The organism is Pelagibacterium sp., assembly GCF_048264985.1.
Taxonomy (GTDB): domain Bacteria; phylum Pseudomonadota; class Alphaproteobacteria; order Rhizobiales; family Devosiaceae; genus Pelagibacterium.
Genome location: NZ_JBLXCL010000001.1, coordinates 768,341 through 782,520, shown reverse-complemented (window position 1 = coordinate 782,520; position 14,180 = coordinate 768,341). Strand labels below are relative to the sequence as shown.

Sequence of the window (14,180 nt, the reverse complement as noted above, 5' to 3'; positions counted from 1 at the left end):
AGTTTTTTCTACCAGACTAGCCGTGGCATGAAGCCCACCATATTGGCGCGCGAGACCGAAACGAAATCGGAAACCCTCCGAGCGGGTGGGTTGTTGAACGCGTCGAGTTCGGCTGCGTGGATCGATCCCGTTATAAAAAGCAGGTCGATGCCGAACTGGGCCGCGCCCATGGCATCGGTGCGCACGGAGTCGCCAATGGCAATGATTTCGCTTTTCTCGAAGCGCTTGCCTGCGGCTTCGTCAGCCAAAACCTTGGTCTGCTCGTAGATAGGATTGTAGGGTTTACCGGCCATCATCACCCTGCCCCCGATATCCTCATAGGCATCGGCGAGCGCGCCACCACAGTAGACGATCCTGTCGCCTTCCTCGACGACCTTGTCGGGATTGGCGCAAATCAACGGCAGATTGCGTGACTTCCAGATAGCCATGCGGTCGCGATAATCATCGGGCGTGTCGTCATCGGTATCGAGATCGGTCACGACAACGGCCGTCGCCTCCTCGTCGGCACCGATCACGAGATCGAGTCCCTCGAACAGTATGTCATCGACCGACGGTCCGACGCGCGCGACAGTGCGGCCACGCCAGTTTTCGAGCAGAGCACGGGTAGCATCGCCCGAGGACACAAGCCCATCATAGGCGTCGCGCGGAATACCCATTTCGTCGAGCTGGGCAATGATCGAGCCCCCCGGCCGTGGGGCGTTGGTGATGAGCACGACACTGCCGCCGGCGGCGCGGAACTGGCTCAGCGCCTCAACAGCGCTCCAATGGGGAGAGACGCCATTGTGAACCACGCCCCAGACATCGGAGAGGATAGCGCCATAGCGGCCAACGAGGCTGGAAAGTCCTGGCGTGGGGCCGGAGAGAGGAGGCATGAAATATCCTTAATTCAAATTCGGTTATCGCGCCGCGGCCCGGCGCAGACTGTCGTCGCCTTCGTCGCGCAGATCGGGACGCAGCGGCCCGGCCTCTCCCATGACCGGCCCTCGCGCAAGCTTTATACCATCATCGAGCAAGGCGAGGATCTCGCCCTCGGTCTCAAGATCGGTGACAACGAGATTGATCCCGAAACGCTTAATATAATCATTGATGTCGGATGAATGAAAATCGGTCAGCGTGGCCGGTGATTTTAGGAACGCGGCGGCGGTGGTCTCAATGTAGCGCACACCCTTTTCGGCGAGCGATGCGAAATCGAGACGCAAGGTCGTCGCGTTACGCAGCGCGACCGATACGCCCTGCTGCACGAGACTGGCCAGGCCATCTGACTGGGGACGGGAAAGCGACGTCCAATCCTCATAGTCGAGAGCAAAAACGATGTCGGAATTGACTGCGCGATTGGCAGCGAGAAGGGTCAATGTCTGATCGAGCGCAGGCTTGTCGCCAAGACTGGCGGGGGATAGATCGATAAGTAACCGCACCGGGTCACCGCTCAGGCGCGCTCTGCGGACGATGCGAATGCCCTCCTCGGCGCAGATGCGGTCGATACGGCGCAGGACCACAGTGCCCTCGCCAGTCGGAATGGGCATGTATTCGGGCGGCTCTGCCAACCGGCCGCCATCGACATGCAGACGCGGCACCATGTCGAAGGCATGAATTTTACGCTGCGGCAGCGTAAGGATGGGGCGAGAATGGTGGACCAACCTGCCCTCGTCGAGCGCCCGCTTGACCTCGTCGAGCGCGATTGTCGGGGCCCGTCGGTGCTGGGGTTCGCCGATCGCGTCGAAATTTTCCTTGGGAGACGGCGCGTAGGCAGCCTGGGCAGTCTCGAGATCGGACACAGCCTCGGCGACCTGACGGACCACGGTGCCCAAAACACTCATGTCGGCTTCGATCATATCCAGACGCGGGCCCAGATCGAGATCGGCAAGCGCGTTGACCCGCTGACTGAGGACCTGGCCGGCCTTGGCATCGGTGGCCAGAAGGTGCCCCATCTCCTCCACGCCGCGTTCAAGGCGGGCAAAGGCGCGGCGGCGGGTCCTGCGCTCTTCGATTATGACACCGCCGAGCATGATGACCAGCGCCAAAAGCCCAGCTTCAATGGGTGTGAAGCCGAGGGCAAAATAGGCTGCTGCGCCAAGAGCGGCGCCGCAGATCCCAACAAAAATCAACACCAGATTATGCACCCGGCTCAATGCCCCCTGCGGGAATCAAATTCGGCTTTCATTTAAAGGTTTACCACTCCAGAGGGCGACTAAAAAGCGGGGCGCCAACCCTTTGTTTACCCTAATGGATCGATAGTGGGTCCGAAGAGTAGAACCCTCATCTGGCAAGGAGAAGCCGCCTGATGCGTGATGGAACCCCGTCGGACGCAGATGTAAATCTGTTGCTGATCGAGTGTTCGCCCGAGCGGGCGCGCGCCACCATGTCGGCCATTTTTGGCCAATGGGGTAATGGCATCACGCTTGTGCATTGCACGAGCGGCCAACAGGCGTTGCGTAATCTCAAGGAGAAACGTTTCGACGTTCTGCTGGTGGAAACCGGCAGTCTTGAAGGGCTGGCGCGCGATCAGGAAGCAGCGTTCGGCACCCTGGCCGGCGCATCGGCGGGTGCACTGATAATCGCGCTGTCCGATGGCGGATCGGTTTCGCTGGCGGTGGCAGCAATGCGGGCTGGCGCTCACGATTATCTCTCAATGCCGATCTCCGGTCCTGTTCTGGCGTCCCGGCTTGGCGAACTCGGCCAGCGGCACGGCAAGGCCCGCGCCATGGTTTGCGACGCGCTTGTCGAAAAGCATCCCGATTTCGAGGGCTTTGTCGGCACAACGCCGCAGATGCAGGCGATCTACGACCAGATCCTGAGAATTGCTCCCTCGGCGGCACCGGTTTTTATTACCGGGGAAAGCGGGACGGGCAAGGAAGTGACAGCCGAAGCGCTGCACAAGCGCAGCCCGCGGGCCAAGAAGCGCTTTATTGCTATCAATGCTGGTGCGATCCCGCGCGAACTTATGGAATCAGAAGTGTTCGGTGCCGTGAAAGGCTCCTACACGGGCGCCCATGAGGACCGCAAAGGGGCCATCGAAATGGCCGATGGCGGCACGCTGTTTCTCGATGAAGTCGGTGAGATGGACCTCGCGCTGCAATCGAAACTGCTACGGTTTCTGCAGACCGGAACGATCACGCGGGTCGGCGAATCCATTTCGCGGCCTGTCGATGTGCGTGTGATCTGTGCGACGAACCGAAACCCAATGCAGCTTGTCAGCGAAAAGAAGTTCCGCGAAGACCTGTTTTATCGCCTGCATGTTCTGCCCATCCATCTGCCGCCGCTCAGGCAGCGCCCCGGCGATATCATGCCTTTGGCACAGAGCTTTCTTGCCTCATTCGCCAAGGAAGAGGGCAAGGGCTTTATCGGGTTCGCACCCGATGTCGCAGATCTGTTCGTGGCGCGTGAATGGCCGGGCAACGTCCGCCAGCTTCAGAACCTGGTCAGGCGCATCGTCGTCATGTTCGATGGCGGGATGGTGACCTCCCAGATGGCGCTGGCTGCCGATATCGAATCACGCGATTCCTATGAGGTTACGGTGCTTCCCGGCGGCCCACTGCCCGATATCCTGCCCATGTGGCAGCAGGAACAAAAAATTATTGAGGATGCGCTTGGCGCCTATGGGGGCAATATTGCCCGCGCCGCAGCTGCGCTTGAGATCAGCCCGTCTACGATCTATCGCAAGCGGTTGGGCTGGGAGCGGGCCGGGGCCGCCTGAGCGACCTCGAATCCGGTTTGCCAAGACACGCAGTGACCTGGCCACAGGCAGGGTAAGGCTCAACGGTCCGGCGCGCCTATGGTCATTTCCACGACTACCGTGTCGCCCGCTGTAATGCCGCATTGTCTCCGCACAGCGTCCTTGAGGGGCAAAAGGTAATTGCCGTCCTTGGGAAACAGGGAGGTTGTAAAGGCAACGCCACTGATGATGGCCGATGCCGGGATAACGCCCCAACCATAGCTTACGCGCTTTGCAGCACTGCGGATCGCTTCCGAATGATGCTCAGGCACGCGCGCAAAAAAGAAGGGCGCTGGGCCGCGCCAATCGATAACGTCTGTCTCGAACACCATCTCAAGCATGGCGGCCCGTCAGTTGCCGTTGTATCCCTGCGCATAATAGAGCTGGATGTTGTCCAGTTCGACAAGGCCATTACGTGAAATCTCTACGGCGCCGATGTGGTCGACACTTTCGAACATTTCGAGATATGCGGTGGCCACCTGATCGGGCGCGGGCGTCCGTGCCACGATATAGGCATCCCAGCCTCGGTGGGCCTGCTTGTCGAAATTGAACTCGAGATTGCGCGGGTCGCCACCAAAACACGCGAGCGGCGCGCGCCCGGAAACCTGCGTATCAATATAGCCGCAATCGATCCAGTTGGTGCCGGCAACAAACAGTTGGGCCTGATTAAACGCTGCGCGTGCATCGAGCGCTTCACCGAGTTCTGTCCAGGGCAGCTGTAACGCCGTGGGATCCTCCCACTGACCCGGAAACACTGTACGCGCCCAGCCTGTCGCAGCGTGCGAAACGAGCAATGACAGAATGGCGAAGGTGGCGAGAGCCGATCCAAACAGCCAGGCGCGAACGTTCCGACCGTCACGGTTGGCCGCCCAGGCCCCCATAAGCATGAACAGCATCAAATAGCCCGGCGCCTGCCAGTGGAAATGGAACTGGGTGTCCGACCACAATGCGACGAGGGTAAAAAAGATGACCGGCGGCCAGCCGATATAGGCAAACAAAGCCGCCGCGCCCGGTTCGGCCCCACAAGGAAACTGACCACGCGGTCCGGCGGCCACGGCACGCGATCCGACATAGAGCGCCGGAAGCGCCAACCAGGGCACCATGTAGAGCAACTGCCCCCATATCATGCGGATAAAGCCGTCCCACCGCAGGCCAGATTCGGCCAGCGCCCTGCCCCCTTGAAAGCCGAAGGACACCCAGTCGTTTTGAGCGTTCCAGACAAGCACCGGAGAAAATATGGCAAATGCGATTATCAGCGCAAACCACGGGGCACGGTGCGCCAGCCAGCGCCGTTGGGTGGAGTTGGCAAGAATGAACAGACCAGTGCCCGCAACCAGGAATATCGCGTGATATTTTGAAAGCAATGTCAGCCCAAGGAAAAGCCCGGCAAGGCCCCAATAGAAAAAGGGCCGCTGCGCACCTTTGCCAAAGAAAATCTCGAGCAAGACACGCACTGTTGCGAGCCAGAAAAGCATCATCGGTGCATCCGGCTGCGTCCAGGAACCGATGGACAGTGAGAACAGCACGCAGGCATTGACGATAAGCGCTGCAAAAAAGCCGCCGAGCGGGGAGTGGATGCGCTTGACGATATCGAAAACCAGCCAGGTCGATATCGCAAACATCACGATGAATGGCATACGGACAACAACGAGATTGTCGGTGCCGGCCAGCTTCAAGGTTGCCCAGATTGTCCACAATGACATGGGCGGCTGGTCGAAATAGCTCAGATGAAACTGACGCGCCGAAGCCAGGTAATAGGCTTCGCCCGTGCCCCAGCCAACCAGAGCCGCTCCGATCACGCGCAGTATGAGCGTTACGAGAATAAGAACGAGGGTAGCCTGGCCCGGGGTAAACGGGCCGATACGATCAGGCGAGTTCATGGTTCACCGCCAGGTAAAGATGCGTGTGACGGCATAGTTGAAAACCACGCTCATCACCGCGCCCGCAATCCCTGCGATGATGAAATTGGCCATATGGGTTTCAAACAGCATGCTGGCCACCGAAACATTGGCAAGCGTGCCAAAACCACACACGAGATAGAAACTGAGCAGACCGATCCAAAACTTTCGGCCGCGCAGCTTCTTGTCGGCATAGGTCAACTCGTTGTTGAGCAGGTAATTGGTGGTCATGGCCACAAGAGTCGCCACAAGCTGACTGTTGGCGAAATTGAAATTGAGAACCTCAAAGGCCAAGGTGAGTACCGAGAGGTGAACCACAACGCCAGAGGCACCAACCAGCGAAAACAACAGGAAACTTGTGGGCAGGATGCCGCGTGAAATCTGAGACACGATGAGGCCAAGGAACTGGGCGACAACCAGCGCGCTCATCTTGCTTTCGCCAGCGAAGCGAGGCCGGAACGTGTAAGGGACTTCGGTGATAGTGAGCTTGCGCTTGAGCTGGCGATTGCCCGTTGCGACGATGTCTAGCAGAATCTTGAAGCCTTCGCGCGACAGGCGCGGCACGATTTCGTTGAACAGCGACCGGCGGAGAAGGAAAAAGCCGCTCATGGGGTCGGACAGCGCCTTGCCGGTGAGAATGCCGGACAACCGTGTTGCCAGTTCTGATCCTTTTTGACGGCTCGAGGAAAACCCCTCCTGCGAGCTGCCTTCTCCTGTGTAGCGCGAGCCAACCACAATATCTGCGCCTGCCCGCGCTTGTTCCAGCATCTTGGGCAGAATCGCTTCGTCGTGCTGGTGGTCGGCATCGATCACGGCGACAAATTCGGCGGCCGAGGAGGCCATGCCTTCTATGCAGGCCGATGACAGCCCGCGCCGCCCGACCCGGTGAATGCACCGAACGTAGGGCTTTTCCGTCGCGATCTGCTTGGCCAAGTCGGCAGTTCCATCGGGGCTGTTGTCATCGACAATGATGACTTCAAATTCCGTACCGGCCAGCGCCACTTCCAGTTTCTCGATCAGCGGGGCGATGTTATCGCGCTCATTGAATGTGGGGACGATGACCGAAAGCGTCGGTGTATTCCAGGACTGTGCGGTCATAGTTTCCAATTCTGTCATCGTCTGGTCTTTTTGTGCCCGCATGAACGCCACTCAGGCAAATCGCGCAAGGGCATAACAAGCTGCCGTCCGCGATGCAAAATTTTTGAGTGCGTCATTCTTGACTCCAACGTGCCGCCCTCCTATCTCCCCCACATACTGTTAGCACTCCCGCTACAAGAGTGCTAACAGTGGAGAAATTGCATCTCAACTTCACGTTCCAAAGGAGCGACTATGAGCTTCCGTCCCCTGCATGACCGCGTTGTGGTCCGCCGCGTCGACAGCGAGGAAAAGTCCGCTGGCGGCATCATTATCCCAGACACTGCCAAGGAAAAACCTTCCGAAGGCGTCATCGTTTCCGTTGGCCCGGGCGCCCGTGACGACAGCGGCAAGGTTGTCGCGCTCGACGTCAAGGCAGGCGATCGCGTGCTGTTCGGCAAGTGGAGCGGCACCGAAGTCAAGGTTAGCGGCGAAGACCTGCTGATCATGAAAGAGTCCGACATCATGGGCGTGATCGAAGGCTGATTTGGCGGCGCGCTGTCGCGTGGCACAACCGGCATCCGGTGACCCCGACAACGTTCCAACAGGCTTTCTCCCGTCCTTTTCACAGTTTTAATCGGAGCAAATTTACATGTCCGCCAAGGAAGTAAAATTCTCGACAGACGCCCGCGACAAGATGGTCCGCGGCGTCAACATCCTGGCCAATGCGGTCAAGGTGACGCTTGGCCCCAAGGGTCGCAACGTGGTCATCGAAAAGTCGTTCGGCGCCCCGCGCATCACCAAAGATGGCGTGACCGTTGCCAAGGAAATCGAACTTGAAGACAAGTTCGAGAACATGGGCGCACAGATGCTGCGCACAGTTGCCTCCAAGACCAACGACATCGCTGGTGACGGCACCACGACTTCGACAGTGCTCGCACAGTCGATCGTCAACGAAGGCGTCAAGGCCGTCGCTGCCGGCATGAACCCGATGGATCTCAAGCGCGGCATCGACCTGGCCGTCGTTGAAGTGATCTCGAACCTGGCCTCCAAGGCCGTCAAGATCTCCAACACAAGCGAAGTCGCTCAGGTTGGCACCATTTCGGCAAACGGCGAAAAAGCCATTGGCGAAATGATCGCTCACGCCATGCAGAAGGTCGGCAACGAAGGTGTTATCACCGTCGAGGAAGCCAAGACCGCAGAAACCGAACTCGATGTCGTTGAAGGCATGCAGTTCGACCGCGGCTACCTCTCGCCGTACTTCGTGACCAACACCGAAAAGATGGTCGCCCAGCTCGACGATCCGCTCATTCTGCTGCACGAAAAGAAGCTCTCGAACCTTCAGGCTCTGCTGCCCGTTCTCGAAAGCGTCGTTCAGTCCAACCGTCCGCTCCTCATCATCGCAGAAGACGTTGAAGGCGAAGCGCTTGCAACTCTCGTCGTCAACCGCCTGCGCGGTGGCCTCAAGGTTGCTGCTGTCAAGGCTCCTGGCTTCGGCGATCGCCGCAAGGCAATGCTCGAAGACATCGCTATCCTGACCGGCGGCCAGGTTATTTCCGAAGACCTCGGCATCAAGCTCGAGAACGTGACCACCGACATGCTGGGCACTGCCAAGCGCGTTGAGATCACCAAGGAAAACACAACCATCGTCGATGGTGCGGGCTCCAAGGAAGACATCGAAGGCCGCGTCAACCAGATCAAGGCACAGATCGAAGAAACCTCGTCTGACTACGACAAGGAAAAGCTTCAGGAACGCCTGGCCAAGCTGGCCGGTGGTGTTGCCGTGATCAAGGTCGGCGGTTCGACCGAAGTGGAAGTGAAAGAACGCAAGGACCGCGTCGACGACGCGCTCAATGCAACCCGCGCTGCCGTTGAAGAAGGCATCGTTGCCGGTGGTGGCGTTGCTCTGCTCCGCGCCTCGAACGCGCTGACCGTCAAGGGCGTAAACGCCGACCAGCAGGCCGGCATCGCCATCGTCAAGCGCGCTCTGCAGGAGCCGATCCGTCAGATCGCCAACAACGCAGGCGACGAAGGTTCGGTTGTTGTGGGCAAGATCCTCGACAATGGTTCGGACACGTTCGGCTATGACGCCCAGACCGGCGAATATGGCGACATGATCCAGATGGGCATCATCGATCCCGTCAAGGTCGTCCGTACAGCGCTCGAAGACGCTGCCTCGGTTGCAGGCCTTCTGGTCACCACCGAAGCCATGGTTGCCGAAATCCCCAAGGAAGCAGCTCCGGCAATGCCCGCCGGCGGCGGCATGGGCGGCATGGGCGGTATGGATTTCTAATCCATCGCTCCACGCGACAAGAATTGAGACCTCTCCAGGGTCTCGAACGGGAAGGGCAGCGTTTCGGCGCTGCCCTTTTCGTTTGGGCCCGTTCGATCGCTTCCTGCACGGCTTTGTCGGCGCCTGACAAAGCAGGCTTGCACGCCATGTGCGGGAAGGGCAGCGTTTCGGCGCTGCCCTTTCCGTTTGGGCCCGTTCGATCGCTTCCTGCACGGCTTTGTCGGCGCCTGACAAAGCAGGCTTGCACGCCATGTGCGGGATGGGCAGCGTTTCGGCGCTGCCCTTTTCGTTTCGACTTACGGAAAGAAGAGGAGCTTGATGGCGAGAAGGATCGAGACGACGATGACGAGGGGCCGGATGACCTTGGCGCCGTAGCGGATGCCGGTTATGGCACCGAGATAGCCGCCGACGATCTGGCCGCCGGCCATCACCAGAGCAATAGGCCAGATGACGTCGCCTGCGATGACAAAGAAGATCAGCGCTGCAAGGTTAGAGGTGACGTTGAGGATCTTGGTATGGGCCGAAGCGCGCGCTGCCGAGAGACCAAACAGGGCCACAAAGGCCAGCATGAAGAACGAGCCGGTTCCCGGACCGAACACACCGTCATAAAAACCGATCACCAAGGCGAAGGCCGGCACGAAGGTCGAAAATTTGAGGCGCGCGGCGCCATCGATATCCTTGATCGAGGGCGAGAAGGTGAAATAGAGCGCGACGGCGATCACAGCTATGGGGATCGCGATTTCAAGCGCAGAGGTATCGACCTGTTTGACGACAACCGCCCCGAGAAGCGAACCGGCAAAGGCGGCGACGATGGACGGAATAAGAGACAGGATCGAGACGTAGCCCTTGCGCCAATAGGTCCAGGCGGCCATCGTGGTGCCGACGATCGACTGGGCCTTGTTGGTGGCGATGGCGCCAAGCGGGGGCACGCCCGCCCAGAGCAGCGCGGGTACCGTGATCAGCCCGCCACCGCCGGCAACTGCATCCACAAACCCGGCGATAACGCCGACACCGCCGAGCGCGACAAGTAGCCAGATATCGTACACTGAAAGGTCAATCCCTAAACTGGCGCGGAACCGCGCATCGAACCGGCGCTTGCTTGCATGAAGCACACCGAATTGCAACTGGATCGATACTGGCCGGACAGTCTACTATATGCCAATTGGCGAACAATCTGTTGGCGTCAGGTGACTTTTTCAAAACAACACCATATTGCACAGTCCGGCCATCGCAAAACTTGGACCGGACGCAAAACGACATGAACGCGCTTCAAACCTATCTTCCGACAATTGGCCGTATCTTTCTGGCCCTGATCTTTATTCTTGCCGGCCTGGGCAAAATCCCGGCCATCGAGGGCAATGTTGGCTATATGGAAATGTTCGGGGTGCCGGGCATTCTGATCTGGCCGACCATCATTGTCGAAATCGTCGGCGGCGTCCTGCTGGCCGTTGGCTTCAAGGCCCGCTGGGCGGCGGCGGCACTGGGGGCCTTTACCCTGATTGCAGCGCTGATCTTTCACACCGATTTTTCCAACCAGATGGAAATGACGAGCTTTCTCAAAAATATCGCCATCACCGGCGGCATGCTCTACGTCATCGCCTTTGGTGCAGGCGCGCTGGCTATCGACAGCCGCAAGTAACGTCTCGACACACTCGAAACGAGAAAGGGCCGCAAGAGCGGCCCTTTTTTTAAAGCCGGAAGCGCGTGGCGCCGACAGCGTCGGCAAGCCGGTTGACGATGCCAAGCTTGCCCGCGTGCCACTCTGCATTACGGGCGACCAGCAGCAAAGACTCACTTTTGAGCATCACCCCGTCCTCGATAACGCGCAGGCCATTGGCCTTGAGGGTCGAGCCGGTCGTTGTGATGTCGACGATAAGATCGGCGGCGCCCGATGCCGGAGCAGCTTCGGTGGCACCAAGGCTTTCGACGATGCGATATTCTGCGATGCCATGTGCAGCGAAATGGCGACGGGTGAGATTGACGAACTTGGTGGCAATCTTGAGCCAGCGGCCATGTCGGGCCCGGAAATCAGCAGCTACATCTGAAAGGTCGTCCATTGTAGTGACATCGATCCAGCTATCTGGAACCGCTACCACTGCGTCGGCCCGGCCAAAACCAAGCCGTTTGGCGATCTCGACCTGTTGGGGGCCGGTTTCGGCGGTCTCGTGGATCAGATCCTCGCCGGTGATGCCGATATCGATGGTGCCGCGGATCAATTCCCTGGCGATTTCGGAGGCCGAGAGGAAACGGACGATAATTTCGGGCATCGCGGCCATTTCCCCAAGATAGGATCGCGCGCCGCCGGGACGTTCGATGGTCAGGCCGGCTTTTTCAAAGACCGCTATCGCTTCTTCCTGGATACGGCCCTTTGAAGGCAGAGCGAGCATGATCGAACTCATGAGCTGGCCTCCGCGTATCCAGTATGCGCACATTCGGCTTCAAGACGATCAACCCAGACAGCGCAACCGACGGCAGGGATATCTTCAGACGCGCCAAGGCGTCTGAGCAGACGATCATATTGCCCGCCCGAAACCAGCACCAGCCCCCCTGCCCCGGTCACCTCAAAGGTTACGCCGGTGTAATAATCGAGGCGCGGGGAAAACCCGGCGTCAAACAGGACAGAATTTGCTTTAAGCCCATCATAGAGCTGCTGGACGCGACGGTTGGCGCCTTCCAACGTTGCCGCGAGATCGATACCGGCGGACTTGCCGAGAGCACCGATCGATGCGAGCGCATTTTCGGCAGGACCGGAGATGGCGAGATAGCTGCGCAGCAGATCGATTGTCGTGCTGGGAACGCGTTGGGCTTCGAGCGCCTGCTTTTCAAGATAGCGGGCGGCGATTTCCTCTGGCGAGCGGCTTTCAGTGAGGCTGAGCCCGTTAGTGAGCATGAGTTCGCCGACCCAATCGGCGATATCGCCGGCCGGCAGACCGGCCGGACCGGGCATGGGGGGCCTGGGATCGGCGAGGCGGTCGAGCAGCGCTGTCATGGCCTCGGGGTGGCCGAAGCGGGCGCGCACGCGCGGGCGCCATACATCGGGCATGTCACAGCCGGCCAACACGGTTTCGAACAGATCGATATCGCCCACCCGAATATTGGGAGCTGAGACGCCATAGATATCGGTAACGGCGCGAGCAAATCCGATCACCTGATCGAGCGCTGCATCTGCATTGGGAAGCGCAAGAAGCTCCATCCCGCCCTGGTCGAACTGGGCGGGGCCATCGGTGCGCTGACGAAAGACCGGACCGAGATAGCCATAGGCTGCCGGTGTGGCTGCGCCATTGGCTATGTGTTCGATGGCGATGGGCAGCGTAAAATCAGGGCGCAGGCAGAATTCGGACCCGTCCATCCCCTGCGTGAGGATCATCCGCGCGCCCAGCTCCTCGCCAGCCAGATCGAAATAGGCAGCGGGGGAAACGAGAATGGGCGGCGCGGCAAGTGTTACGCCGGGCGCCGAAACCAGCGCATCCAAGGCTGAGCGGCGGGCGATCGCGGTCATCAGCCGTTCGCCTTCATCCAAGCGGCGACGGTCGGGATCTGTTTCACAAATTCGACCATTTCCCCGACCGGAACCGAATACTGGCCGGGGCGCTCGGTTTTCCAGGCTGCATTGTCGGTGATCGAAGCGGCGGCCTCAGCCCCTTCGGCCAGATCCTTGATCTGGACGACACCCTGTTCACGCTCATCGGCCCCCTGGATAATGACTGCAGGTGCGTTGCGCTTATCGGCATATTTCATCTGCTTGCCCATGTTCTTGGAGCTCCCAAGAAACAGCTCGGCACGGATGCCGGCGGCGCGCAGATCGGCGACCATCTTCTGATAATCGGCGATCCTTTCCTTTTCCATGACGGTGACGACGACGGGGCCGGTAACCGGGGCAGAATCGAGATTGCCGGTGAGTTTGAGGGCCGAAGCGAGGCGCGAGACGCCGATGGAAAAGCCGGTGGCCGGGGTCGCCTCATTACGGAAGCGCGAGACGAGGCCATCGTAACGGCCACCGCCGCCGACCGAACCGAACACGACGTCCTGGCCCTTTTCGTTCTGAACCGTGAAGGTCAACTCGATTTCGAACACTGGGCCGGTGTAGTATTCGAGGCCGCGGACGACGGAGGGGTCGATATCGATGCGATCGGGGCCGTAGCCTGCGGATGCAAACAGGGACGCCATGGCCTGAAGTTCTGCAAAGCCTTCAGCAAACGCCTGCGTTATCTTGAACTTTGAGAGGGCAGCGGTCTTGAACTCGGCATCGAGAAAGCCATCCGGCCCTGCGTCGTCTTCAAGATCGACAAGATCGTCAAGCCGCGCGGCGGCCATCATCTCAATGATCGCATCAGCCTGGTTCGCTTCGAGCTTTGCACCCTCTGTATAGTCGCCACTCTCATCCTTGCGCCCTTCGCCAAGCAGGAGGCGCACGCCTTCGGGACCGAATTTGTCGAGCTTGTCGATGGCGCGGAGGACAGTGAGCTTTTGCGCTTCGTCGGTGACACCGATGGCTTGCATCACACCATCAAGTACCTTGCGATTGTTCACCCGGACCACGTATTTGCCCTGCAAACCCAGAGCGTCCATCGTGTCGGCCATCATCATGCAGATTTCGGCGTCTGATTCCGGACCGGCGGCACCAACAGTGTCGGCGTCGAACTGCATGAACTGGCGGAAGCGGCCGGGGCCGGGCTTTTCGTTGCGGAATACCCAGCCCTGCCGGTAGGAGCGGAAGGGTTTTGGCAGATCCTGATAATTCTGGGCGAAATAGCGGGCGAGCGGGGCCGTCAGATCGTAGCGCAGGCTCATCCATTGCTCGTCATCGTCTTGCACCGAAAACACGCCTGCATTGGGCCGGTCCGTATCGGGGAGGAATTTGCCCAGTGTTTCGGTGTATTCGAAAAACGGTGTCTGGATGGGATCAAAACCGTAGCGCTCGTACACATGGCGGATTTTGGCGACCATCTGCTCGATGGCGGCGATATCCGCGGGTTCGGAGTCGACAAAACCGCGCGGCAGGCGCGGTTCGATGAGCGCTGAGTTCTTGGCCATGGATATAGTCCCTGAAGTCCCGAGATTACGGGGCTTTTTGCAATGTTGGCCGTTCCTAAACGATAAGCGGTTTCGAGACAAGGCAAGCGCTGCGTGTTGCCATATCGCCACACACAACCAACAAGCGCGACAAGCTGCCACATCAAGGGGTTGGCGATCACGGATTCGT

General features: G+C 59.4%; 13 protein-coding genes. 4 read left to right on the top strand and 9 right to left on the bottom strand.

Annotation, left to right across the window (positions count from 1 at the left end; genetic code table 11):
* Nucleotides 1-8: 8 nt before the first annotated feature.
* Together ACN0TA_RS03880 and ACN0TA_RS03875 are read right to left on the bottom strand one after the other, a co-directional pair.
* Nucleotides 9-872, bottom strand: a complete 864-nt coding sequence (locus ACN0TA_RS03880) for a TIGR01459 family HAD-type hydrolase (protein WP_417579992.1) — start codon at nucleotides 870-872, stop codon at nucleotides 9-11.
* Nucleotides 873-896: 24 nt separating this feature from the next.
* Nucleotides 897-2,108, bottom strand: a complete 1,212-nt coding sequence (locus ACN0TA_RS03875) for an EAL domain-containing protein (protein WP_417579990.1) — start codon at nucleotides 2,106-2,108, stop codon at nucleotides 897-899.
* Nucleotides 2,109-2,281: 173 nt separating this feature from the next.
* Between ACN0TA_RS03875 and ACN0TA_RS03870 the strand changes: the two genes are divergently transcribed.
* On the top strand, nucleotides 2,282-3,694 hold the full coding sequence (locus ACN0TA_RS03870) for a sigma-54 dependent transcriptional regulator (protein WP_417579988.1): 1,413 nt from the start codon (nucleotides 2,282-2,284) through the stop codon (nucleotides 3,692-3,694).
* A gap of 59 nt (nucleotides 3,695-3,753) precedes the next feature.
* On the opposite strand, the gene ACN0TA_RS03865 is transcribed toward ACN0TA_RS03870, so the two are convergent.
* The 3 genes from ACN0TA_RS03865 to ACN0TA_RS03855 are packed head-to-tail and all read right to left on the bottom strand — an operon-like array spanning nucleotide 3,754 to nucleotide 6,726.
* Nucleotides 3,754-4,053, bottom strand: coding sequence for a DUF1905 domain-containing protein (locus tag ACN0TA_RS03865; protein ID WP_417579986.1), 300 nt, complete (start codon nucleotides 4,051-4,053; stop codon nucleotides 3,754-3,756).
* A 9-nt stretch (nucleotides 4,054-4,062) separates the two neighbouring features.
* Nucleotides 4,063-5,592 (bottom strand): glycosyltransferase family 39 protein, encoded by a 1,530-nt coding sequence (locus ACN0TA_RS03860; RefSeq protein WP_417579984.1) that lies wholly within the window; start codon nucleotides 5,590-5,592, stop codon nucleotides 4,063-4,065.
* A gap of 3 nt (nucleotides 5,593-5,595) precedes the next feature.
* Nucleotides 5,596-6,726, bottom strand: a complete 1,131-nt coding sequence (locus ACN0TA_RS03855) for a glycosyltransferase (RefSeq protein ID WP_417579982.1) — start codon at nucleotides 6,724-6,726, stop codon at nucleotides 5,596-5,598.
* Between the two features lie 213 nt (nucleotides 6,727-6,939).
* Between ACN0TA_RS03855 and ACN0TA_RS03850 the strand changes: the two genes are divergently transcribed.
* Nucleotides 6,940-7,230 carry a co-chaperone GroES gene (locus ACN0TA_RS03850; RefSeq protein ID WP_417579980.1) on the top strand — a complete coding sequence of 97 codons (291 nt, stop codon included), beginning with the start codon at nucleotides 6,940-6,942 and terminating at the stop codon, nucleotides 7,228-7,230.
* 106 nt (nucleotides 7,231-7,336) lie between these two features.
* Nucleotides 7,337-8,977: a chaperonin GroEL gene (gene groL, locus ACN0TA_RS03845; RefSeq protein ID WP_417579978.1), complete on the top strand. Its 1,641-nt coding sequence runs from the start codon at nucleotides 7,337-7,339 to the stop codon at nucleotides 8,975-8,977.
* A 296-nt stretch (nucleotides 8,978-9,273) separates the two neighbouring features.
* Here the strand turns inward: groL and ACN0TA_RS03840 are convergent, their stop codons facing one another.
* Nucleotides 9,274-10,089, bottom strand: a complete 816-nt coding sequence (locus ACN0TA_RS03840; RefSeq protein WP_417579976.1) for a TSUP family transporter — start codon at nucleotides 10,087-10,089, stop codon at nucleotides 9,274-9,276.
* A gap of 146 nt (nucleotides 10,090-10,235) precedes the next feature.
* Here ACN0TA_RS03840 and ACN0TA_RS03835 point away from each other — a divergent pair, with 146 nt between their 5' ends.
* Nucleotides 10,236-10,616 carry a DoxX family protein gene (locus ACN0TA_RS03835; protein ID WP_417579974.1) on the top strand — a complete coding sequence of 127 codons (381 nt, stop codon included), beginning with the start codon at nucleotides 10,236-10,238 and terminating at the stop codon, nucleotides 10,614-10,616.
* A gap of 49 nt (nucleotides 10,617-10,665) precedes the next feature.
* On the opposite strand, the gene hisG is transcribed toward ACN0TA_RS03835, so the two are convergent.
* The 3 genes from hisG to hisS are packed head-to-tail and all read right to left on the bottom strand — an operon-like array spanning nucleotide 10,666 to nucleotide 14,011.
* Nucleotides 10,666-11,376 (bottom strand): ATP phosphoribosyltransferase, encoded by a 711-nt coding sequence (gene hisG, locus ACN0TA_RS03830; RefSeq protein ID WP_417579972.1) that lies wholly within the window; start codon nucleotides 11,374-11,376, stop codon nucleotides 10,666-10,668.
* The gene (locus tag ACN0TA_RS03825; RefSeq protein WP_417579970.1) at nucleotides 11,373-12,476 is read right to left on the bottom strand and encodes an ATP phosphoribosyltransferase regulatory subunit; all 1,104 of its coding nucleotides are present in this window, start codon (nucleotides 12,474-12,476) and stop codon (nucleotides 11,373-11,375) included. The genes hisG and ACN0TA_RS03825 overlap by 4 nt, the downstream gene beginning before the upstream one ends.
* On the bottom strand, nucleotides 12,476-14,011 hold the full coding sequence (gene hisS, locus ACN0TA_RS03820) for a histidine--tRNA ligase (RefSeq protein WP_417579969.1): 1,536 nt from the start codon (nucleotides 14,009-14,011) through the stop codon (nucleotides 12,476-12,478). Before hisS ends, ACN0TA_RS03825 begins: the two co-directional genes overlap by 1 nt.
* Between the last annotated feature and the right edge of the window lie 169 nt (nucleotides 14,012-14,180).